Source organism: Idiomarina sp. UBA4206 (genome assembly GCF_002383015.1).
GTDB lineage: Bacteria > Pseudomonadota > Gammaproteobacteria > Enterobacterales > Alteromonadaceae > Idiomarina > Idiomarina abyssalis.
In genome coordinates this window covers 47,790-50,227 of sequence record NZ_DFTS01000031.1, presented here as the reverse complement: position 1 = coordinate 50,227, position 2,438 = coordinate 47,790, and the positions used below count along the sequence as shown (strand labels likewise).

Annotated in this window: 2 protein-coding genes and 1 pseudogene; 2 read left to right on the top strand and 1 reads right to left on the bottom strand. The window is 46.3% G+C overall.

Going from position 1 to position 2,438, the window contains the following annotated elements; all coding sequences use genetic code 11:
* A pseudogene (locus B3180_RS06700) lies at nucleotides 1-491 on the top strand (TonB-dependent receptor); the annotation flags it as partial.
* A 98-nt stretch (nucleotides 492-589) separates the two neighbouring features.
* A complete protein-coding gene (locus B3180_RS06695; RefSeq protein WP_222235765.1) occupies nucleotides 590-1,240 on the top strand; it encodes a response regulator transcription factor in 651 nt (216 codons plus the stop codon).
* Here the strand turns inward: B3180_RS06695 and B3180_RS06690 are convergent.
* Nucleotides 1,214-2,438 (bottom strand): ATP-binding response regulator (locus B3180_RS06690; RefSeq protein WP_286843675.1); only part of this gene is annotated, 1,225 nt, incomplete at its 5' end. The genes B3180_RS06695 and B3180_RS06690 overlap by 27 nt on opposite strands.

Genomic DNA, 2,438 nt, shown 5'->3' with positions numbered 1-2,438 from the left:
AAGGGTTTGAGATTGAGTCCACTTTTGCGGCTACTCCAACATTAAACTTCAACGGCTCACTCGGGTATATCGATGCGGAATTCGATTCCGTAGCGTTCTTTAATCCGGAAACGCAACAAGTTGAAGACGTGTCTGATTTGTGGTCTTTCCAGAATACACCGAAAGTGACTGCCAACCTTGGTTTCACAAAAGAGTTTGCACTTGAAAGTGGCTCTTTGGTTTGGTCAACGAATGTCTCTTATCGCGATGACACACAGATTTTTGAAGTCCCATCACCATTAGATGAAGAGGCTTATAGTCTGACTAATACCAGTGTTGTTTGGTACTCAAACTCAAGTCAGTGGACGGTCGGCTTGCATGCCAAGAACGTATTTGATGAGGAATATCGCGTATCGGGCTACAACTTTGGCTCAACCTTTGGCGAAAACATTGTGACTGGCTACTACGGTGATCCGCGGACCGTATCTTTGTCTGTCGGTTATCGTTTTTAACCCCCCGGCCGGCGTTGCTGCATAAAGCGGTAACGCTGGCTTTTTTCTTTTAAGTCGCTAGCATGGTCATTAACTCACAGTTGAATTCAGCAGGAACTATGGCCAGAGCAATTATTGCTGATGATCATCCGCTTTTTCGGGCGGCAATGAAGCAGGCATTAAGTGATAGTTTAGATAGCGACATTATTGAAGCTTCAAGTTTTTCTCAGTTAGAACAGCAGTTAAAGCAGTTTCCTCAAATTGAACTGGTGTTTCTTGACCTCTCAATGCCGGGTAATCGGGGCTTAACCGGACTGTCTGTTTTACGCAGCCAATTTCCGGATATTCTGGTCGTTATTGTTTCTGCAAATGAAGACACTCGTGTTATACGCCAGGCAATGGCGCTGGGTGCCAGTGGCTATATTCCAAAATCTGTTCCTTTACCCGAATGGCAGACGGCTGTAACAACAGTGTTGTCGGGCGATAACTGGCTACCGGAGTCGATGTTAAGCATGAATTTAGCAGAGCCTGACGAAGAGATGAGTGAATTTGCTAATAAGCTTGAGCAGCTAACACCGCAGCAATTTAAGGTTTTACAGTGCATTGCCGACGGTTTGCTGAACAAGCAAATAGCCTATGAACTGGGCGTGCAGGAAACCACGATTAAACAACACGCTTCCGCAATTTTGCGCAAATTAAACTGTGTAAACCGCACCCAGGCCGGCATTATGTTCCGAGAAATGCTAGACACGTCGGATACGCTTGAGTAAACGCTTTAAAGCCCCACTTTTTAGAGGTTTTGGAATAAAGTAAGCGTTGGCTTCTAACGCTTGCTCTCTGAGTTGTTCATCGGGGTCAGCTGAATTGATAATCGCCGGGGTATCAGCACTCCAGGCTTTTCGCATAGCCCAAACAAGTTCAATTCCGGTATGACCGTCGTCGAGATGATAATCGGCCAGAATCAGTTCACAGGGTGGTTGCATTTTAGCTTGTTTGATATCGGCCGCCGTGAAGGTTTGTGCGCCCCAGTCAGTTAGAAGACCCGCGGTAGCAACCAGAACCTGTGGGTCATTATCAATAACCAGTACCTTCATACCCTGTAATAACTTCTCATCAACGGAATAGTTTTGAATAACCATAGGTTGAGCTTCTTTCTCCCATCCTACAACAGGCAGGGTTAGGCTAAAAGCTGTGCCTTGTCCGGGCGTTGAAGACAGGCTTAACTCAATTTTCAACAGCCGGCACATACGTTCAACGATAGAAAGACCAAGCCCAAGTCCCGGGTTGTCGCCACTGGATTGCAGCTGATGAAACTCGCGGAATATCTCTTGTTGTTTATGCTCAGGAATGCCCGCGCCTGTATCAACAATGCAGATGGTAAGTTTATCTTTGCGACGGCGAAAGCCCAACACAATACGGCCTTGCTCGGTATAACGTAAGGCGTTAGACAGCAGGTTCTGCACAATGCGGGTCAGTAGTTTTCTATCCGTTTTTACCAAGCCAGAGCTTTTGTGGTAGTTCAGTTGCAGTTGCTTTTCTTTCGCCATCATTTGATAACGTTCAACGAGAGGTTGTAGCGCCTGATCAATAGAAAAGCACTGGTAGTCGGGTTGCAGGTTTCCTGCATCCAGTTTAGTCATATCGAGCAGCATGGTAAGCAACTCTTCGGCGTGTTCTAATGACCGTTGTATATTTGAGGCTAGTGGCAGGTAGTCCTGTGGTAGTCGAGACTGCAGCATTTCACAAAACAAACTGGCGGCATTAAAAGGCTGCATTAAGTCGTGGCTTACCGCTGCAAAAAATCGGGACTTACTTTCATGAGCTCTTTCTTCCGCCTGTTTGGCGGATAATAACTGTTGTGTTCGCTCGTCAACGCGTTGCTCCAGCTCCTGATTAACTTTTTGTAGCTGTTTTTGGGCTTCGATACGCTCAGTAATATCACTGTAGGTTGTAACAAAGCCTCCGCCC